The organism is Enterococcus sp. AZ015 (assembly GCF_050499225.1).
In the GTDB taxonomy this organism is placed as follows: Bacteria; Bacillota; Bacilli; order Lactobacillales; family Enterococcaceae; genus Enterococcus_D; species Enterococcus_D entomosocium.
Window position 1 is genome coordinate 91071 of sequence record NZ_JBMHEX010000002.1, and the last position, 20317, is coordinate 111387.

Annotated in this window: 16 protein-coding genes and 2 pseudogenes; all 18 read left to right on the forward strand. The window is 40.6% G+C overall.

The genetic code is table 11. The features are described from left to right. Positions 1–317: 317 nt before the first annotated feature. The gene (locus IGK85_RS17045; protein ID WP_429972387.1) at positions 318–1808 is read left to right on the forward strand and encodes a helix-turn-helix domain-containing protein; all 1491 of its coding nucleotides are present in this window, start codon (positions 318–320) and stop codon (positions 1806–1808) included. A 105-nt stretch (positions 1809–1913) separates the two neighbouring features. Continuing rightward, positions 1914–2483 (forward strand): annotated as a pseudogene (locus IGK85_RS17050) (WxL domain-containing protein); the annotation flags it as partial. 1075 nt (positions 2484–3558) lie between these two features. Beyond that, positions 3559–4020: pseudogene (locus IGK85_RS17055) on the forward strand (immunoglobulin-like domain-containing protein); the annotation flags it as partial. 30 nt (positions 4021–4050) lie between these two features. Next, positions 4051–6423 (forward strand): immunoglobulin-like domain-containing protein, encoded by a 2373-nt coding sequence (locus IGK85_RS17060; RefSeq protein ID WP_429972407.1) that lies wholly within the window; start codon positions 4051–4053, stop codon positions 6421–6423. Positions 6424–6499: 76 nt separating this feature from the next. Next, positions 6500–6994, forward strand: coding sequence for a DUF4352 domain-containing protein (locus IGK85_RS17065; protein WP_074932533.1), 495 nt, complete (start codon positions 6500–6502; stop codon positions 6992–6994). After that, positions 6991–8244, forward strand: coding sequence for a nucleotide sugar dehydrogenase (locus IGK85_RS17070; RefSeq protein WP_429972388.1), 1254 nt, complete (start codon positions 6991–6993; stop codon positions 8242–8244). The genes IGK85_RS17065 and IGK85_RS17070 overlap by 4 nt, the downstream gene beginning before the upstream one ends. Before the next feature lie 40 nt (positions 8245–8284). Next, positions 8285–9019, forward strand: a complete 735-nt coding sequence (locus IGK85_RS17075; protein ID WP_429972389.1) for a YveK family protein — start codon at positions 8285–8287, stop codon at positions 9017–9019. Continuing rightward, complete coding sequence (locus tag IGK85_RS17080) at positions 9019–9660, forward strand: CpsD/CapB family tyrosine-protein kinase (RefSeq protein WP_429972391.1); 642 nt, start codon at positions 9019–9021, stop codon at positions 9658–9660. The genes IGK85_RS17075 and IGK85_RS17080 overlap by 1 nt, the downstream gene beginning before the upstream one ends. Before the next feature lie 11 nt (positions 9661–9671). Beyond that, positions 9672–10319 carry a sugar transferase gene (locus IGK85_RS17085; RefSeq protein ID WP_429972392.1) on the forward strand — a complete coding sequence of 216 codons (648 nt, stop codon included), beginning with the start codon at positions 9672–9674 and terminating at the stop codon, positions 10317–10319. Continuing rightward, positions 10319–11065 carry a WecB/TagA/CpsF family glycosyltransferase gene (locus IGK85_RS17090; protein ID WP_008377984.1) on the forward strand — a complete coding sequence of 249 codons (747 nt, stop codon included), beginning with the start codon at positions 10319–10321 and terminating at the stop codon, positions 11063–11065. Before IGK85_RS17085 ends, IGK85_RS17090 begins: the two co-directional genes overlap by 1 nt. Beyond that, positions 11062–12315, forward strand: coding sequence for an O-antigen ligase family protein (locus IGK85_RS17095; protein WP_008377986.1), 1254 nt, complete (start codon positions 11062–11064; stop codon positions 12313–12315). The genes IGK85_RS17090 and IGK85_RS17095 overlap by 4 nt, the downstream gene beginning before the upstream one ends. 8 nt (positions 12316–12323) lie before the next feature. Continuing rightward, positions 12324–13739 carry a lipopolysaccharide biosynthesis protein gene (locus IGK85_RS17100; protein WP_061053766.1) on the forward strand — a complete coding sequence of 472 codons (1416 nt, stop codon included), beginning with the start codon at positions 12324–12326 and terminating at the stop codon, positions 13737–13739. Continuing rightward, complete coding sequence (locus tag IGK85_RS17105; protein WP_429972393.1) at positions 13736–14767, forward strand: glycosyltransferase family 4 protein; 1032 nt, start codon at positions 13736–13738, stop codon at positions 14765–14767. The genes IGK85_RS17100 and IGK85_RS17105 overlap by 4 nt, the downstream gene beginning before the upstream one ends. A gap of 32 nt (positions 14768–14799) precedes the next feature. Then, positions 14800–15897, forward strand: a complete 1098-nt coding sequence (wecB, locus tag IGK85_RS17110; protein ID WP_429972394.1) for a non-hydrolyzing UDP-N-acetylglucosamine 2-epimerase — start codon at positions 14800–14802, stop codon at positions 15895–15897. Between the two features lie 969 nt (positions 15898–16866). After that, positions 16867–17094, forward strand: a complete 228-nt coding sequence (locus IGK85_RS17115; protein WP_429972396.1) for a hypothetical protein — start codon at positions 16867–16869, stop codon at positions 17092–17094. A gap of 120 nt (positions 17095–17214) precedes the next feature. Further along, complete coding sequence (locus IGK85_RS17120) at positions 17215–18405, forward strand: efflux RND transporter periplasmic adaptor subunit (protein ID WP_429972397.1); 1191 nt, start codon at positions 17215–17217, stop codon at positions 18403–18405. Then, the gene (locus tag IGK85_RS17125; RefSeq protein WP_429972398.1) at positions 18392–19075 is read left to right on the forward strand and encodes an ABC transporter ATP-binding protein; all 684 of its coding nucleotides are present in this window, start codon (positions 18392–18394) and stop codon (positions 19073–19075) included. Before IGK85_RS17120 ends, IGK85_RS17125 begins: the two co-directional genes overlap by 14 nt. A gap of 6 nt (positions 19076–19081) precedes the next feature. After that, complete coding sequence (locus tag IGK85_RS17130; protein ID WP_429972400.1) at positions 19082–20314, forward strand: ABC transporter permease; 1233 nt, start codon at positions 19082–19084, stop codon at positions 20312–20314. The last annotated feature ends 3 nt before the right edge of the window (positions 20315–20317 follow it).

A 20317-nucleotide genomic window follows, 5' to 3' on the forward strand; every position in this document is an offset into this window, starting at 1 on the left:
CCCCCGGAATTTTCGACTACATGTATAGTTTATTTAATCAATTGGATGCTTTGTTGAAAGTCCTTTACCCAACTGTCTAGTGGGGAAAGATTTCAAAGATCTTATGTATCGATGCGAAGCTGGTCCTTTTAGCAGAAACACTTCAAGAAGAAGATCTTTCAGCCACAGAGTTAATTTGAATCGCAGTTAGAACTTGAGCAAGGAGTTGATGTACTATTTGCAATTTAATGTTTCCTAATGATGCATAAACCATTTAATATATTTGAAAATTTCGGTTTATCTTACGCTTAACCGATCATATAGAAGGAGGACCATGGATGCGCGAACTTCAGTTGAAATTTATCTGTAATGCTGTCACGGCGCGTTGGTTGCGTGTTTTGAATATAATCGAAAGGGAACAGACTTTTACCATCACCAATATTTCGGAGCGATTGGAAGTTTCCCAACGCACCTTGATTGCAGACATTGGGTATTTGAAAAAACATTTTGAATACAGTGCCCGATTTACGTACCAGAACAACCGCTATACCTTTGAAGAGACCGACCGCTTATTGTATCAGGAACAAAAGCAAGCACTATTATCAGAGGAAATCTTATTTGAGATTATGGGGAATATATTCTATGGTGAGCATGAAACAATCGCTGCTTTAGCGGAATACTATAATTATTCGGAGAACACTTTGCGACGCTTTTTGTCCTTGGCACAAAAAGCACTGAGGGACTACGAATTAACACTCACATTCACACCGGTCATGATCATTGGCAATGAGGAAAGTATTCGCAAGTTTTTTTTTGACTTTTACTACGAAGGGGCCCCGACCTCCCACACTTTGCACCCACCCAAGGAATTGCATGAGTTACTCATAGAAGAGCTATCTGAACATCTGGGAGAATATGAGATAGGGACGGGGTGTACCGTAACAGCATTTTACTACCTACTTTATATAGCGATAGAACGAAGTCGTCAGGGATTTTTGATTACTTTGCCAGAAACATTAACGAGCATCGACTATCAAGAACAGGATTTTCGCTTGTTGTTTACCTTGCAAGAACCAATCGAAAAGCGATACGGGGTCCGTTTATCAAAAGAAGAATTTTGTTGGGTGTATTATCAAGTGATTATTCGACGTACATTGCATAATACCAAGCAGGAACAGACTTTTTATCAGCGTTTCAACCACTGGCCTCAACTGAGCACTGTTACAACAACATTTTTAACTAGCCGCAGCATAGACAAAGAACAACAAAAACAACTGATTCCCTTCTTTAATTCATTTTTTTTAACCCGAAAGATCAATGACCAAATCAGTCCAGTATTAAATAAGCTGATGGAAGAAGAAAAAGAATCCGTGCTTGTGCATTACCCAAATGAATTGAAACAGTGCCGCCAATTTCTGGAGGATCACCGAAAAACGCTCGGATTGACACCATCTTATTCAGAGGATATTGCAAACAGTCTAACGTTATATAGTCATATCTTGTTTCGCTACTATGCCCCGGCAAGAACGATCTGTTTTCTTTTGGAAGGAGATTACTTTATCACCCAGTATATCAGAGCACAAGCACAACAGCTTTTAGGGTACCACCACCATATTCGGTACTTAAAAATCAGGGAACTGAATGAAGAACAACTGAACGGGAATCAAATCGATTTATTAGTCACAAATTACAGTCCATATGTATCAGAATATAGATTGACTACAGATTATGTCTTGATGAAACAAGTTCCAGATCGACTAGATTGGATCCGCGTGTTAGACAAATTGAATTCTTTGGTAACCCATTCATTGCAAGGTCAACGGAGTTAATATAGAACTTAATTTTTTCGATATCGCTAGTGGTTTTCTTAAGTGAATTATTTGTCAGTAAAAGCTATTTCGATTGGAAAAAAATTCGCTTCCTATCGCCCATAGGAAGATGGTGGGTTAGTGGTCATTCCACCAGTCGCCCCCTGACGAAGGCGGGCCAGATGTCGAGATTGAACCAGAAGTACCCGGAACAACAGGCCATTATCCATCATGAAAGCTACCACAATGAACTTTGGATCACAAGTCATCTCAAACCAAGATCAAACTTATCATATGATCACAAAAATGGCAAAATTAACAAATCCAGTGACAGATGGGCCAACCCACGTTCCTTACGTATCATTTGCGCAAGTCCAGGATCTAAGGGGGAATAATGAAGGTTGGAATCTAAAGGTGAGTTTGAGTGAGTTTGAGTCAAACTCACAGAACAAGATTCTGATCGGTTCTCAAATTACGCTAGTTGATTCGGCTATTCGTTACGAAGGAAGTAACCAAGAAAATGCACCAACGGCCCATACAGCTGGACTAACGTTGTTGCCTAATGGTGCTGCGCAATCAGTCATGAAAGCAGAAAAAGGGAAAGGGGCAGGGGCATCCTCTGTTGTCTGGGGAAATCAAAATGACTTAACGAATCAATTTGAGCCCGAAGGAGTGGCGTTCAAAAATAATTTTGTCTATTTCATAGGGGTTGTCGTCAGTAACTCATGAAACGGTTCAGACACTAAAGTAAGGGGACTATGAAGCAGCATTCAAAGACTATGCGACTCTTCTAAAGAAAGGATTATTCTATGATCTTGATTTTTACAAAAGAACATTGAAATCGCAAACCGATTATATAAAAGTTATTTTAAAGAGTTATTTGGGTATAATCAGAAAACGAAAATAACGTCCTTAATAGTCTTTACTATAACTTAAGTTTCATACATGAACACTAAAAGGAGTTTATGTATGAGTTAGTGTTTACAAAATTGAAATTGAAAATACAGCTTGGATAACAATCAATTTACAAATTTAAAACGAGCTCAATCTGGAGTCAGAAACTTTTTAAGTTTTTGATCCTTTTTTATGAAAGAACAAATAAAGTCCTGTTCTAAAAAAATACCCAGAAATACTCTTTAAATCATTCTACCCCCCACTATATGTATAATCAATTTTTATTTAAATTTATAAATTATGTTGCAGATAAACACTTATATAATGCTTATTCTCAGAATTTTTCACATAATAATGAAAATATTGATTTAGCGATTTTTCAAAACGATGATACAGTAATAATTGTCTAAACGACCATTTTATCTTTTCAAAAATCTTCATTGATAGAACAATAACTTAAACTTAAAATAACATCTTTTAGCTGTTCTCTTAAATGAAGAATATTGAGAAAAAAATAGGGGAAGGGGATGAAGAACAACTTAATTTGACAATTGGACAATAAATTATTAAAGAGAGGTTAGATATGAGTAAAATATTCAAAAAGAAATCAATAGTTTTTTTTATGATCAGTCAATTAACACTATCGGCATTACCGATATCTGTCTTAGCTAATGATATAGATGGAGAATCTTCCGGTAATCAGGAATCATTAACCAGTGATTCATCTTTTGAAACAGAAAAATTTAATAACGCAAATCCTAAGGTAAATGAAGATCAAAATGATATATTAGGTCCTAGTTTTGAGGAAGTCAGTCCTGCAAATTTGATAACTAACAACTTTCGGTCTGTTAGTTATAGTCATGGAAACTTAAGGGCAATGACTAGCAATCATCGTGTTGGAGACTCTGTAGCTTATCAACAAATCAGAAATGGTCGCGTTATCGCAAGAGGTTCCACATCTTTACGTCGGAGTGGTGGCGTTATCAGTCAAATCGGATATGCTGACTTTTACTTCGGAAATAATGAAGTTTGGGCAGGAGATATATTTGAATTGTCCTTACATTGTATTCTAAGTTTAAGAATAGATTCTACTAGATACACGGTTCCAGTGTCTAACGTAAATACTCCTTTACCTAGAATAACTGGGGCTACTACGCGGGAAATCCCTCAAGGCGCTACCTTTGACCCCCTGGAAGGTGTAGCAGCCACAGATTTCAGAGGTGAAATCATTACAAATCAAATCAGAGTATCGGGCCAGGTAGATGTTAATAAGGTTGGCAATTATAGTTTGACGTATTCTGTAACAGATATTCACAATCGTACTTCCACTGTTACGAGAACAATTAGAGTTCTTCCTAAACAAGAGATTATGGAGACAACAATAAATCCACTAACAACTAGTTCTATTTTAGTAAGTGGTACTGCCGAACCTAATTCAACTTTATCAATTAAAGTTGGTGATACAGAAATTGGTTCAGGAGCTGCCAATAATAATGGTCAATATGAAATTACCATTCCACCTCAAGAAGATGGCACCGTAGTCACCGCCCAAGCAACTTTGAATGGTATTTCTTCAAATATTGCCCAAACAACCGTTGAAAGAAGTTCAATATCTGAAACAACAATTTCTGAACTAACTACTGATTCAACAAGTGTGACGGGAACCGCTGAGCCGAACGCTGAGATTACGATCAAAGCAGGCGATACGATCATAGCAAGTGGACGTGTAGGAAGCGATGGTAAGTATAGCGTAACGATTGAAAAACAACAAGCAGGCACCATAGTTACTGCTCAAGCAAGACTAGGAAATATCGAATCAAATATTGCCGAAACAACTGTTATTAGAGAAGGAATTGATGAAACAACGATTTCCGAGCTTAATACTGACTCCACAAGTGTGACGGGAACGGCTGAGCCGAATGCTGAGATTACGATCAAAGCCGGTGACACGATCATTGCGAATGGACGAGTGGGTAGTGATGGTATCTATGCATTGACGATTGAGAAACAACAAGCTGGTACCGTAGTCACCGCCCAAGCAACCTTAAATGGCATTTCATCAAATATTGCAGAAACCATGGTTGAGCGAGCAACGATCGCCGAAACAACATTGAATGAGGTGACAACTACATCCACTACCGTTAGCGGAACAGCCGAACCAGATGCACATGTGGAAATTACTATAGGCGATTCTGAAACGAAAAATGTCACTGTTGACAGTGATGGCAATTTTGAAGTAGAAATTGATCAACAAGCAGCGGGAACAATTATTACTGCTCAAGCAAGCATCGATGGATTGCAATCAAATATTGCTTCAACGATCGTTGTCACTGATCCAGCAAACACCGAAGGCACGATTACACCAGCAAGCTACAATGTTTCTTCGGCCGATCAGTTCCTGAGAGGGTCGTATACCGGTGATGTTGTATCTGCCCGTGTGTATGTAAATGGATCATCCGTTCGTGGTGGGAATTTTGCTGATGGTTCGTTTGAATTCTTTATCGGCAATCGCATCCAATCCGTAGATGATGTCGTAGAAATCGAAGCCTTGGATCAATATGGCAAAGTACTTGATCGGACAACCGTTGAATTAACTAGAGATTTGGCTGGTTCGATCACACCGGATCAATATCGTGTTGGCGAAACAATGATTACAGGGACCTTTACGGGTGATGTCAATTTTGCACGTTTAGTGATCAATGGCACGCCTTCTAATGCATGGGGTGGTACCTTCAATGCCGATGGCACCTTCTCGTTTTATGTAGCGAATCTTGGAATCAAAGCGGGCGATAAAGTTGAGATCCAAGCGTTGAATCGTCAAGCCAACGGTGACAGTGAAGCCATCGAAGTGCTAGAAACCAAAGAAGTAACAGTGATTGATCAACTTCAAGGGACGATCACACCGGATCAATACAGTTACACCGATACCATGATTACGGGAACCTTTACGGGAGATATCAATTTTGCCAACTTGGTGATTGATGGACAATCGGTAGGAAACTGGGGTGGTACCTTCAACAAAGAAACGGGTCGCTTTGAGTTCTTTGTTCAGGCGCAATTTAGAGAACAGATCAGAACAGCAGCGAAAGTAGAATTGCAAACCTACCATCGTGAAACAGTCGATGGACAAACGATTGATCATAAGCTGGTGTTGCAGCCGGTAGAAATCGTCAAAGCAGCAGGCACGATTCAACCAGCAGCCTTCAAAGTGACAGAGAGTGAAATTACCGGAACCTTTACAGGCGATGTGAATTTCGCCAACTTGATCGTTGATGGGCGCTCGGTTTCATGGGGCGGTTCATTTGACGCAACGAGCCAGACATTTACTTACTTTGTCAATCAAACGACCCGCGACTTGATTCGCGATGCGGAAACAGTTGAATTGGTTGCTTACCATCGGGAGGTTGTTAATGGCCGTCCGGTGGACACCAAATTGGATCGCAGTGTAGTCACTATCGACAAAGAATTTGTTGGCACAATTACGCCAAACCCTTACAAATTAGGGGATCGAATCGTTACGGGAACCTATACAGGAGATGACATCAACTTTGCTCGACTTGAAATTGATGGCATGATCCTGTGGGTGAGCAGTTTTGCGGATGGTACCTTTACCGCCTACTTGAACCAAGAACAAGCCAATAGCGTGACAAAAGACAGCCAGATGACGATCTATGCATTGCATCGTTTTGCTGACTTAAGCACACGAGAGATTGCACAAGCAACCGTTTCGATCACAGAATAAGAAACAAAAACTACGAGAGACCCTTGTACCTTGCCTGTTGCAAGGGTCTCTTCATTGATAGAAAGAGAGAAAGCAAATGAACATGAAGAAAAAAATCGTTACCTTCTTTAGCCTTGCCCTTATGGGGAGTTTTTTAGCGGCTTGCTCGACGGATGACCAAGCAAAGACGGATACTACCCAAGGCAGCGAACCGATCGAACAAATCACGGACCAAAGCAATGCCGAGCCGCAATCGATCATTGGTGGATTAAAGATCATCATCGACAAACAAGAAATCAATCAAAAGAAAACAGAAGATGGGGAACAAGTTTTACATACATTTACCATCACAGCAGAAAATATGGGGTCAGTTGCCGCAGGGTTAGGTTCAATTGATTTCCTGCTAGAAACCGAGGATGGGGAACTTCTTGAACTTGATCATACTATGGCGATGTTTGGCAATGAGATCGCTGTAGGTGAAACCATCACTGGACAAGTTTCCTTTGCTTTAGAAGAAGGGCAAGTGGCGAAAAAATTGATTTATAAGCCTGGAGAAGAACAATTGGCAGAATGGGATGTTAAGAGCGAATGAAGGTAAACGTTATCGGATTGGGGTATATCGGGCTACCCACAGCACTTACTTTTGCAAACCATGGGATTGAAGTCGTTGGGGTTGATGTGTCAGAAACAGTCGTTCAATCACTTCAAGCTGGTCAGGCACCAATCGAAGAACCCGACATTGATCGCTATCTAGCACAAGCTTTAGCGAAAAAGACATTCAAGGCACAATTGGTACCAGAAAAAGCGGATGCCTTTATCATTGCCGTACCAACGCCAAACCTCGCTGATCAATTTGGTAGTTGCGACTTGTCCTACGTCAAGGCGGCGATGGCTGCTATCCTACCCTATCTTGAACAAGGCAATACAGTCATTGTTGAATCGACCATTCAACCTCGCACGATGGAGGACATCGTTGGACCATTTTTTGAAAAAGCAGGCTATACCATTGGAGAAGAACTCTATTTGTTGCATTGCCCAGAGCGAGTTTTACCAGGGAAAATTTTTGAAGAGCTGGTGATGAACAATCGAATCATTGGTGGCATGACGAGCGCTTGCACCCAACAAGGCAAACGCATTTATCAGTCCTTCGTCAAAGGAAACGTGCTGGAGACTTCTGCAAGTATCGCTGAGCTATCGAAATTGATGGAAAACACCTATCGCGACTTGAACATTGCACTAGCCAATGAATTGGTCCAAATTGGGGATCGCCTAAACATTGATGCACTCCAAGTGATTGAGTTAGCCAATCAGCATCCACGGGTCAATATCCATCAACCGGGACCTGGTGTCGGCGGTCATTGCTTAGCAGTCGATCCGTATTTTGTTGTCGCGGCAGCACCTGATGACGCGAAGTTAATTCAATTGGGGCGGATGATCAATACAGAGATGCCTGAATTCATTATAAAAAAAGTCGAAGAGATCTTAGCGATTCATGGTGGAAACAAAATCGCGGTCCTAGGGTTGGCGTATAAGGGCAACATTGACGATGCCAGAGAAAGTCCGGCTGTTGAGATCGCCAAAAGATTGAAACAAAAGAAAGCTCTGCAAGTCACTACCTATGATCCTTATGTCGCCACTTCTGATGTTGCACAAATTGAAGCAGCACTAACAGACAGTGATCTGGCATTGATCCTCTGTGACCATGATGCCTTTAAAGACATAGCGCCGGCAGCCATTCAAGCGATGAAACAAAAAATCGTTTTTGACACGAAAAATATTGTGACAGGTAAAACGAGGTTCGAGGCTGCCTATTCTCTTGGGTCATTACCAAGCGCCCAGTAAATGGTTTGATTGCTATTTCTGTTATTGAAAGGGAAAACCAATGAATAAAGAAATAAATATGAAAAAATTGAAGCAAGTCCTTCAGCAACGAATAGGCTGGATCCTCATGATCATTAGTATTCCCTTACTAGCGATGTTGCTTTATCTAACCCTGTTTGCTGAACCCATTTATCAAAAAAGTGCACAGTTGCTGATTAGTCAGTCAGAAACGATAGCTGGCAATCGTCTGGAAAACCAGACGATTCAGGCAGACCTTCAACTCGTCAGTACCTATAGCACCATCATCATGAGCCCTCGCATCTTAAATGAAGTCAGTGAGGCGCTAGAGGGAAGCTACGATGTGTCTGAATTGTCGGAGATTTTGAGTGTTACCAATGCCACCAACTCACAGATCATCGAAATCAACGCTTACCATCAAAGTCCGAAGATCGCAGCCGAAATCGCCAATACGACCGCCAGCGTTTTTAGTGAAGAGATCCCTAAAATCATGAACATTGATAATGTCACGATCTTAGCAGAAGGAACCGTTTTGCCACAAGAAACGCCTGCTCGTCCAAACAAGTTTTTGTTGTACAGTTTGACCACTTTTTTAAGTCTTCTTTTCGCTTTTACGTATATGTTCCTCCTGTTGGTTTTTGAGCGCAGTTTTGCTTCGAATACGGAAATCGAAGAGGTCTTAGGGGTAAAGGTCATCGGAGAGATAAGCAAAGAAAAACGAGTTGCTTCGTTTAAAACCATCCAGTCGAGAAGCTTTAGAGGAAGGAAGCGTGTGTGATGCGTAGCATGAAGGAAAATTATTCCATCATCAGCGAACAAGTCAAGTTGATTCGCGAAAATGTCGACTATTTATGCCAACAACAAGATGCTCAAACGATTTTGATTACTTCAGGAGAAAGCGGTACGGGAAAATCCACGGTCTCGGCAAATTTGGCGGTCGCCTATGCCCAAAAAGGGAACCGAACCTTATTGATCGATGCGGATCTGCGTAAACCCACCCAACATTATTTGTTTTCACAAGAAATGCACGTGGGCTTGTCCAACTATATCCGACGGGACATCTCGATCGAAAGCTGTGTCCAACAAGTAATTTCAGAAGATTGCGAATTTTCAATCATTACTAGCGGATCCATCGTTCCAAATCCCAATGATTTGTTCGATTCTTCGAAAATGACTGCAGCTTTGCAAGAGGTCAAACAACTATACGATGTGATCATTATTGATACGCCACCAGTCAATGTCGTTTCTGATGCCTTGATCTTAGCCAAGAAAGTCGACGGTATACTTTTAGTTGTTCATGCGGATAAAACGACCAAACAATCCGCAAAAAATGCGGTCAAAAAACTGCGCCTAGTCAACGCAAACATCTTAGGTGTCGTAGTGAATGGCACGGATACGGCCGAAAATTACTATTATTAAGGAGAAAATTGATGGAGAAATCCGCAACACGTAATAAAAGATTTTTTCAGATTAAAAATTATATGCAAGTTAAACGTATTTTAGAGTATTTTTTTAGTTTAATTTTATTAGTTATTCTTAGCCCAGTGTTGTTGACACTTTTTATAGTGATTAAGTTGTCTGATTGGAAGGCACCAGTAATATATAGACAAGTCCGTGTTGGAAAAAATGAAACTACTTTTGTGATGTACAAATTTCGAACGATGGTGCCTGATGCCGATCAATTATTAGGGCAATACCTTGATAAAAACGAAATTGAAGGGGCCATGTTCAAGCTGAAGAAAGATCCGCGAGTGACGCGCTTAGGCCGTTTTTTAAGAAAAACGAGTCTTGATGAATTGCCCCAATTGATCAATGTCTTGAAAGGGGAGATGGCACTGGTCGGCCCCCGTCCTCCTTTAGAAAGAGAAGTCGTCAGTTATTCAGAAAAAGACAAGCAACGATTGTGTGTCACACCCGGGTGCACAGGGTTGTGGCAAGTCAGTGGACGAAACGAATTGAGCTTTCAAGAGATGGTCGCATTGGATCTCTATTACATCAATAACCTGAGCTGGTTATTGGACTTGAGAATTATTATGAAAACGATTGGCGTTGTTTTCTTACCCAAAGGAGCATTCTAATGGAGCAACAAGTACGTGTATCACTTTTAGGCAGCAATCTCGATTCCTTAAACTTTCAGGAAACCATTACTAAGATCGAGGCAATGATCGAACAGGGGATGCCCGCACAGCATGTTTCAATTAACGCGGGAAAAATAAACTTGATGCGAAAAGATCCCTCGTTGCGATCGATCGTCAATCGGGCAGCTTTGATCACGGCTGATGGGCAGTCGATTGTCTGGGCAGCGAAATATTTAGGGTGCCCGGTACCAGAAAGGGTAACAGGCATCGATCTTTTTCGCGAGCTGGTCAAATTGGCAGCAGAAAAAGGCTGGCGTCCTTATTACTTAGGAGCAACTGCCGAAGTCGTAGAAGCCGTCGTCAAACATGACCAACAGCTCTATCCCGACCTGAACATAGCGGGTTTTCACCATGGCTATTTTTCCGAAGTCGAATCATTGGACGTGGCAAAAGAGATTGCACGGACGCAACCAGACTTGCTGTTTGTCGCTTTTTCTAGCCCGCAAAAAGAGATTTGGCTCGATACATTCAGCGAAGTGTTGCAAGTGCCATTTGCGATGGGCGTTGGCGGCAGCTTTGATATCGTCGCAGGCAAAACCAAACGAGCGCCTTTGTGGATGCAGCGGGCAGGTTTGGAATGGTTTTATCGCTTTGCGCAAGAGCCAGTCAGGATGTTTGATCGCTATATCATAGGAAATTTACGCTTTTTACAGTATGTGTGGGGAGAAAAAAGAAGAAACGCATGAAATCAAAACAGCAAAGCCATCACCGCTTCTTCCTGGGGATTGTGGCCATTTTTCCGATAATCGACGTCTTAAACGGCTTATTTCTAAGTCTGGGCATTCCTTTTCCCATTGGCGTGTTCTACCGTTTGCTGTTCTTTTTGTTCTTAGTGATTATGATCGTGACAGAAAAGATTCCCCATAGCTACTATACATATTTAACGTATGGGTTTATCGCTGTGACGCTTACGATTTTTCTGTTACAAGCACTTTTTCTAGGGTACAGCTGGCAGTGGGTGATCGAGGATCTATCGGTGTATATCAAATACCTCTTATGGGTACTGATTCCTTATTATGTCTATCAACGAAAAAACGACTTCTCCAAACTGCACTACGACAGCTTATTTATTGTTATCAGTGTCTGCTTCACCTTGGGGCTACTGATTCCTTATTTTTTAGGGCTAGGCTACCAAACTTATGACAATTCTGATGCTGGGTATAAAGGCTATTTCTTTGCCAATAATGATACGAGCTTTGCCTTTATTGTTTCAATCACCTTTACAGTCCAGGCACTAATTGTTTCGATCAAAGAACAGACCCATAAGTTTTCACTGTTTTTGGCTAGTTTATTCGCTGGGAATTTCGTCTGTTTGGTCTTGGTCGGTACGAAAACCGGCGTGTTTTATGGTGTCGGTGTGTTGTTCTATCTTTTAATCCGATTGGTGCTAGGCATTGAACGTAAAGCATTTCTGCAACAATTGTTTATCTGGTTTATGAGTTTTATTACGATTGCTTGGCTGCTTATTCAAGGACTACCATTGCTGATCCAAGCCGTCGAAGGAACCTATCTTCGCATGGTGTATTTTTATCATCTTTTCGACGGGGACTTGATCCGGCTATTTTCTAGTTCAAGAAGTGATTTTTTGATTGGTGGGATGAACGCCTTCTTAAATGATGAGGCCCGACACTTTACCATGATCTTTGGCCAAGGCTTTGAATACCGTTTGGCACACTTTGGTCGTCTTGGCTTAATTGAAATGGACTTCTTCGACACCCTTTTCGGGCAAGGCCTACTGGGAATAGCGTTATTGCTGCTAATGCTCGCCTATTTTGTCTATTTGGCCTTTCAGCCACGAAAACGATCGGTTTATAGTTTTGCCTTGATCGTGGTGCTTTTTTATAGTTTTTTTGCCGGGCATGTTTTGTATTCGGCATTGTCTTCCACCTTTTTAGGATTGATTTGTGGAGGCATTATTTTAACAGAGAAAGAGTGAACAACTGATTGAAAAAATTACTTTTGAGGCTGGGCTTTTTCTCCCTCGGTTCGTTAGGTTCGGCGGTCTTAAACTTGGTGCTTTTGCCCGTAACGACCAGCTTTTTGACACCCGAAGAATATGGGAAGACCAGTATGTTTTTCCTTGCACAGACCTTTTTGATATACGTGATCTATCTCGGCTTCGACCAAGCCTTTACGAGGGAATACCATGACCACGAAAACAAACGCGAGTTATTGCAACAAGCGATGCTCGTCCCGTTGCTCGGTTCATTTTTCTTTCAGCTGATCCTAGTGGTTTTTGCGGCAGATTTTTCGCAGCTTTTATTTGAATCTCCACAGTACACCCGTGCGATTTATTTATTTGCTCTTTCGTCGGGACTGCTGATTTTTGAACGGTTTCTTTTGTTAACGGTTCGAATGCAAAACAAAGCGATCCAGTTCTCCGTTTACAGTATTTTGGTGAAATTCATGGTCTTGTTCATCACGTTGCTGTTTCTCTTTTTTGGTCCGCCGACGTTTATTACGGTGGTCTATGGCATGCTCTTCGGTCAGATTATCGGTGATTGTCTGTTGATTCTGGCAAACCTGGCGCTTTTTATGCCGCTCATTCGCCAAATCGATCGCAACCTGATCAAAAAGCTGAGTCGTTTTGGCTTGCCGACGGTGGTGGGAACGTTCCTCTATAGCCTGTTAATGATTATCGACAAAATGATGCTGCGCTATTTTGCTGATTTTGCCGCTTTGGGCATCTACACGGCTGCATTCAAAGTGGCAAGTGCCTTGATGATTCTACAAGTTAGTTTTGCCAATTTTTGGATTCCCACCTCCTATGAATGGTTCAAAAAAGGCAAACCATTGATTTATTACGAACGAGTCAGTCACTTTATCATGTTCGTCTTGTCGATTTTCTTTTTACTGATGGTCTTTTTCAAAGAAACGATCGTCATCTTATTGTCGCAAGACTACTTAGAGGCCCAGTACTTGTTTCCCTTGTTATGTTTTTATCCCTTGATGATGACGATCAGTGAAACGACCAATCTCGGGATCGTTTTTTATAAGAAAAGTCATTTGAATATTGCTGCCTCTTTGCTGGCGGTCTTAGCCGCATCCCTTGGTCATCTCCTACTCGTACCGACAATTGGCGCCACAGGAGCGGCTTGTGCTACGGCATTAGGGTACTTGGTCTTCTTTTTTGCCCGTACATATTTTTCGATGACCTATTGGCAGGGGTTCTCAGTCAAACGCCAAATCAGCCTTTCGATCATGCTGTATTGCTTTGCGCTGTTTACGGCATTCAATCGGACTCTTTGGCTGGAAAAGAGCCTCGTTTTGCTGCTGATGCTCTTCGTCGTTGTTCTTTATCGCAAGGAACTAAAGCAGGTAACTAGATTTGTACAAGAAAGGAAAATCAACAAAGCATGAATATCTTACTTATCGGTCCAGATCCAGCAGCAAAAGGGGGGATCGCAACGGTCATTTATAATTTCCAAAAAGCAAAAGCGCCAGAGGACGTGCGTTTCGTCGTCCATAAGACTTGGTCGGAAAAAGGAAAATATTGGACGCAGATCAAAGCGTTTCTTACGTTTCGTCGGCACATCAAAAAAGAAAGGTGCCAGATCCTTCATTTCCACGTTGCGCAAAAGGGCAGTTTCTATCGCAAGAGTTTGCTGTTGTTGCTAGCACCAAAACATTGCAAGACGATTTTTCATATGCATGCTTCGCAATTTGACCAGTTTTATCAAAACAGTCCTTCATGGGCAAAGTGGTGGGTCCGTTTTACCTTAGCTCGGGTGGATCAGCTCGTAGTGCTAAGTAGTAGCTGGTCAGCATTTTACCAAACGATTACCGATACCTCAATCGAGGTCTTGCCAAATGCCGTAGCGGTGCCGGAGGAATCCTTTTATGACCCCACCGCAAAATGGATCATCACTCTTGGCAGGATCGGGCAAAGAAAAGGCAGTTTTGATCTGTTGGCAGTTGCAAAAGCAATGGCTGTTTCCTTTCCCGAGATTCGCTTTATGTTATTTGGCGATCAAGAAAATCAACAGGTTGCCCAACAGCTCCAAGAAGAGGCTCTCACCAATGTGTTCTTAAATGAGTGGGTAGCAACCGATGCGTTACCAGCTGTTTTTCGTAAGGCAGCCGTCCATTTTCTCCCTTCTTATCACGAAGGCTTGCCGATGGCGATCTTAGAAACCATGGCGGCAGGTATCCCCAATGTAACGACGAAGGTTGGGGGAATCCCAGAGTTGATCCAATCGGGTGAAAACGGCTACCTAGTAGCTGCCGGTGATATTCAAGCAATGATCGAGACGTTGAGCAGTCTGTTAGCTAACAAGGAAGAACGAATCAAAAGCAGCCAACAAGCCAGAGCAACGATTGAGCAACAGTATGCCTTAACGTCGTATATGAAGCGCTGGCAGAAGATTTACAAAAAGCAACTTGATTAATGCTCAAATTGCTGAAAAAAAGGAGAAGTACGATGCAAAAAATAAAGGTATTATCTATTTTTGGTACACGACCAGAAGCCATCAAGATGGCACCGGTCATAAAAAAACTAGCAAATGATCCACGCTTCCTATCAAAGATCGTCGTGACAGGGCAGCATCGTGAAATGCTTGAGCAAACATTAGGGGCGTTTCAACTGACTCCTGATTACGACTTGGCTATCATGCGAGAAAATCAAACCTTGTCAAGTATCACCAGTCGTATCTTAGAAGGATTAGAAAACATCTTCCAATCAGAAGAACCAGATGTGGTGTTGGTTCATGGCGATACGACGACGGCAGTGGCAGCTGCGCTGGCCGCTTTTTATCAGCAGATCTTGATTGGTCATGTGGAGGCTGGGCTACGAACAGGTAACAAGAATGATCCGTTTCCAGAAGAAATGAATCGCCGGTTGATTGATCAACTAGCGGATTTTCTCTTTGCACCGACGGATCAAAGCCGTGCCAATCTCTTAAAAGAAAGCCACCCACAAGACCGTATTGTAGTCACGGGCAATACGTCCATCGACGCTTTGTACCACACCTTGGCACAAAAAAAAGAGCGAAAACTAATTAGTGAGAAAAAAATCCTTTTAGTTACGATGCATCGACGAGAAAACATTGGGCAACCCATGGAACAAGTCTTTCGTGCACTAAAACGTATCGCTGTTGCTTATCCAGATCTGACGATCGTCTTTCCCATGCATAAAAATCCCCGCGTCCGTACACTTGCCCAACACTATTTAGAAGGGCAGCAAAATATTGAGCTGATCGAACCATTGGATGCCCCTGCATTCTATCAGTTGCTGGCAGGCAGCTACCTTGTTTTGACCGATTCAGGAGGGATTCAAGAAGAAGCACCCTCCTTGGGGATTCCTGTCTTGATCGTACGTGAAACGACGGAACGCCCAGAAGGGATGGCAGCAGGGACTTTGAAACTTATTGGTACCCATGAGGAGCATGTGTATTCAGAAATCGTTCATTTATTGTCTGATGAGGCAGCATACAAACAGATGGCGCAAGCCAAAAATCCCTATGGAGATGGACAAGCCAGTGAGCGAATCGTGGCTGAATTAAAAAGTTATTTCGAGTAGAGGAAGGCGAATATATTAGACTGTTTGAATTTTAATATTAGATAATCAAATTTATTTCTTAAATAAACATACGATTAATACCTACAAGATTCTGAAATGGAATAAAGATTGAACTATAAATTTATATGAGATATTGTCATAGCGATAAATCATACGAAGGCTACATCATCATATTGGAGGGCAGGTCTCGAAATGTGCGGCTATCGTTTTATCAATGGATAAGATAATGTGAGAAAAGGTGACAATAATGTTCAATCATCAGGAGTAGCGTCCTAATTTATAATATTAATTTGAGCTTTTAATGGAGTACACAACAAATAGAAATACAGAAAAATTTTCCTGTTCCTCACATAATTTTTACAACATAGCCAAAAAAGCACAAAAAACTATATCACTGGAAGTGTTCAGAATCGGGAAGCTGATAATTTGCGGCCAAGAGCAAGTAATCATTTGCAATTTGAAGTTAATAAATGTCCTCTTTTTTGATGAGGGTGAGTATCCCGATGGCAATGGGAAACCAAACAAATGTAAAAGATCGTTTGAGTCCATGTTACGTCACCAAAATTGATACGATTTCCATTGATATTTTAGAGATAACAAAAAAATACCTGCATGGTGAAGCAAGCTGATTCATTCCTTTTTTTTCACAAAAAAAGGACTAAGATACAGTATGTGTCTTAGTAAAAGAGAAATCTGTTCTTTTATCTACATTCTGATCTACCTGCTGGAAGAGAGTTATGACTTAACGAAAGAGTATTAAAAACAATAGCGGAATATAGAATTTTAATCAAAAATATTTAAAAAAACATTTAATTATCTTTTAAAATGGAAATCGATCAGTATTTTATTGTTCGAAAAAAAATACATAAAAAACAGATTAGCTTTAGAAAGAGAATAGGTATGTTATGTATGATAATAAATATAACAAAGCTAAAAAAATAAAACAAAAGAAAAGGATGATTATTAATTATGAAAAAAAGTATTAATTATAAAGGTTGCCTCGTATTAGTTTTTTCTATCGGCCTTTTAGCAGCATGCAGTTCTGAGACTAAAGATGGAGATGAAGCAGAGATACCAAAAGTGAAAAGTGAAAGAAAAATTACTATCGACGGGAAAGAAGGGATGGAACAAGTTTTGGATGATGGAACGGTTATTCAGACGTTTGATGAAGAGGTATCGCAGCAAAACGAAGAATAAGCATTGGATCGAATATTTATAAGGGTACTTTTGTAGCGACTGATAATAATGAAGGAGTAAACACATGAATAAAAAAAAAAAATTAATCGAAAGTTGTATTTTTCATTACTGGTCATCATATTGTTATCACTGGTAAGCGTAATAAGTATATTTACTTCTAATGGGAAGACAAAAAAACAAACCTCAGACCCGATTGTTGAAGCTCAGTCTGTAAAATCCCTCATTGATGAGGTGAAAGCGTCGAATTTGATTTTAGCCGGAAAAGTCATGCCAAACAATAGCAACAAAATCAAAATTGATCCAGAACGAGGAATAGTAAAAGAAATTATGGTAAATGAAGGAGATGTTGTAGAAAAGGGGCAGCCCTTGTTCAAATACCAAACGGATCAACAGAGAAAAGTTTTGGAAGCTGAGATGGAAGTAGAAATCAAAGCAAGAGCGGTAGAACAAACGCAAGCGACTGCAAATCAAAAATGGACAGCACATAACGAAAAAGTAACAGAGCTTGGAAAAGCCAGACAGGATTATGCGAAAGAAAAATCCGAAGAGTTACAAAGTATGATCAAAGCCTTAGAAGGAGAAGTCACAAGTCTACATGCAGAAGCTATGGTTGGCGACAATGAAGTGATGAACGCCGAAACAGAATTAAGAAGGGCACGATTGCTTCAGGAAAATGAAAATGAACGGCTGAATGAAGACACAGTGACAGCTGATCATTCAGGAAAAATTAAATCGTTGAATCGTGACTTAGTCAATCAATCAAAAGAACGTCAAAAAGAAGAAAATTTTATGGAGATCCTTGATGATTCGAACTTGTATGTTAATGGTCAAGTCACTGAATTTGATCGTGAAAAACTCGCTGTCGATCAGCAAGTAGAAATCATGGACCGTAAAGACCAAGAGAAAACTTGGCAAGGAAATATTGTGCAAGTGGCAAACTTAACTGGTGATGAAAAACAAGATGATCAAAAAGAAGAAAATCCTAATTTATCTAAGTTTCCTTATAAAGTTAAGATTGATCAAAAAGAAGAAATGCCATTGATTGGTTCTAATGTGTACGTCAATGTTTTACCGAAAGGTTTTGTGTCAGGAAAGGTAATTATCAATCAAAGATACCTCATTGAAAAAGATGAAAAATATTATGTATGGAAAGTAGAAAATAACCGGATCAATGAGCATGAAGTAAAGGTAACTCCTATGGAAGATGGGCTCGCAGAAATAGTAGAAGGATTGACTGTTGAAGATCAGCTTGCTTTTCCTCAAACAGGGATGGTCGAGGGAATGGAGGTTGGTGCAAGTGTTAACGCTTAGTAACATTCAGAAGTCTTATTGGCAGGGCGGGAAAGAGTTACAAGTCCTTAAAGATATTTATTTACAAATCAATGAAGGAGAATTGGTTGCAATCATGGGGCCATCGGGGTCAGGAAAGTCGACGTTGATGAATATCATTGGTTGTCTGGATACCGCTACGTCAGGAGATTACATCGTTGAAGGAACTGATGTTAAAACGTTAGCGGACAATTCATTAGCTGATTTTCGTAACGAAAAAATCGGCTTTGTTTTCCAGAATTTCAATCTCATGCCAAAATTATCGGTTTCTCAAAATGTGGAAATGCCATTAACGTATAAAAAAGTCAATAAAAAAGAGCGACGAAAGCGTGCCTTGGATATGTTGCAACTAGTAGGGTTGTCAGATCGAAGTGAGTTCAAACCGATGGAATTATCAGGAGGACAAAAGCAACGAGTTGCAATTGCGAGGGCTTTAGTGACTAACCCTAGTTTTGTTCTGGGTGATGAGCCGACAGGTGCACTTGATACAAAAACTAGTAGTCAAATCATAGATCTCTTTAAGGAATTCCACAAAGCAGGAAAAACGATTATTCTAATTACCCATGAGCCAGAAATCGCAGCTTTATGTCAACGAACGATCACTTTACGAGATGGTCAAATAGTCAACGACGAGCAAAATGAAGTGAGGTGATCAGGAATGGAAGAAATCAGATTTGCTTTACAATCAATTTTTGCTCATAAGATGCGTTCGGTATTGACTATGCTAGGTGTCATCATTGGAATTGCTGCAATTATTTCGATTTCCAGTATCATAGGCGGCAACACCGAAAAAATGAAGCGAGAAATGATTGGTGGTAACAATAATACGATGAATATCCAATATGATAGAAAAAATGCTTTCCAACATGGGGCCTTTTCTGAGGGAATCATGTCTGAGAAGGAAGAGCAAAGACCGTTATATTTCCCATTCTTAGACGAAGATGCACTAAAGAACATCAATAAGATACCAGAAGTCTTAGCAAGTGGTTTGACTTATCAAAAAGATGGGAGAATCTACAGGAAAGAAAAAGGGGTTGACGCCAAAGTTTCTGCTGTCACTTCATCTATTGAGGATTTGGAGCAATTAAACTTCATCAAAGGAAATGGATTTAATTCCAAGGACTTCAAAGAGCAACAACAAGCAATTTTTTTGGAAGATTCCTTGTATGACAAATTATTTCCAAATGAAGAAGGGATAGGACAGTTTGTCGAAGTGAGTGGAGTCCCCTTTAAAGTTCAAGGTGTATTTAAATTAGATCCAAATAGTAGTAATCTATTTAGCTTTGATAAAAGAGCTTACGTTCCTTTGCAGCAAGCGCATAAACTCTCTGATGAGTTGAATATTGTACCGCTTGTCACAATCCAAACAAATAATACCGATCAATTACAAGGGGCTGCAGAAAAAGCTGCGAAGATTCTCAATCAACAGGTCCCCCCATCCGATTATGAGTATGGAGTGATGAATCTTAAAGAATTTGCAAGAGAATTGGAACGAATTAACCAGTCAAGTTTTATTCTTTTGTCTGGTATAGCAAGTATCTCATTATTAGTAGGTGGAATCGGTGTGATGAATATCATGTTGGTCTCTGTCACGGAAAGAACGAAGGAAATCGGAATAAAGAAAGCACTCGGCGCAAGAAGAAAAGTAATTTTGAAACAATTTTTAGTAGAAGCTATCGTTCTAACTTTGATTGGTGGGATACTAGGTGTGCTTATTGGTTTGTTAAGTGGCTATGTCATTACGCAATCACTGGATTATCCTTATATCGTATCAGTGATTTCCATTGTCGGTAGCTTAGTATTTTGTAAACTAATGGGTGTGATATTTGGTCTATTACCGGCGATGAAAGCATCGAAATTGAACCCTATCGAAGCATTACGCTTTGAATAAGGA